The 207-nt window shown below is 27.5% G+C and carries 1 pseudogene; it reads left to right on the forward strand.

Annotated features, from left to right (window positions below):
* A pseudogene (locus AACQ14_RS24130) lies at positions 1-207 on the forward strand (carbohydrate ABC transporter permease); the annotation flags it as partial.

A 207-nucleotide genomic window follows, 5' to 3' on the forward strand; every position in this document is an offset into this window, starting at 1 on the left:
TTCCATTGTGGATTTCGTGGAATCCACAATGGAAGAATTACATAACAATCTGGACTAAGATTCCTTTTGGACTATTTGTGTTTAATACAACAAAATTAACAGTAATAATAACATTAATTCAGTTATTTACCAGTTCTTTTGCTGCTTATGGTTTTTCAAAATGTGAGTTCAAAGGAAGAAATGTATTATTTTTATTTTATATAGCAA

The sequence above is a fragment of the Vallitalea maricola genome (genome assembly GCF_036985595.1).
GTDB lineage: Bacteria > Bacillota > Clostridia > Lachnospirales > Vallitaleaceae > Vallitalea > Vallitalea maricola.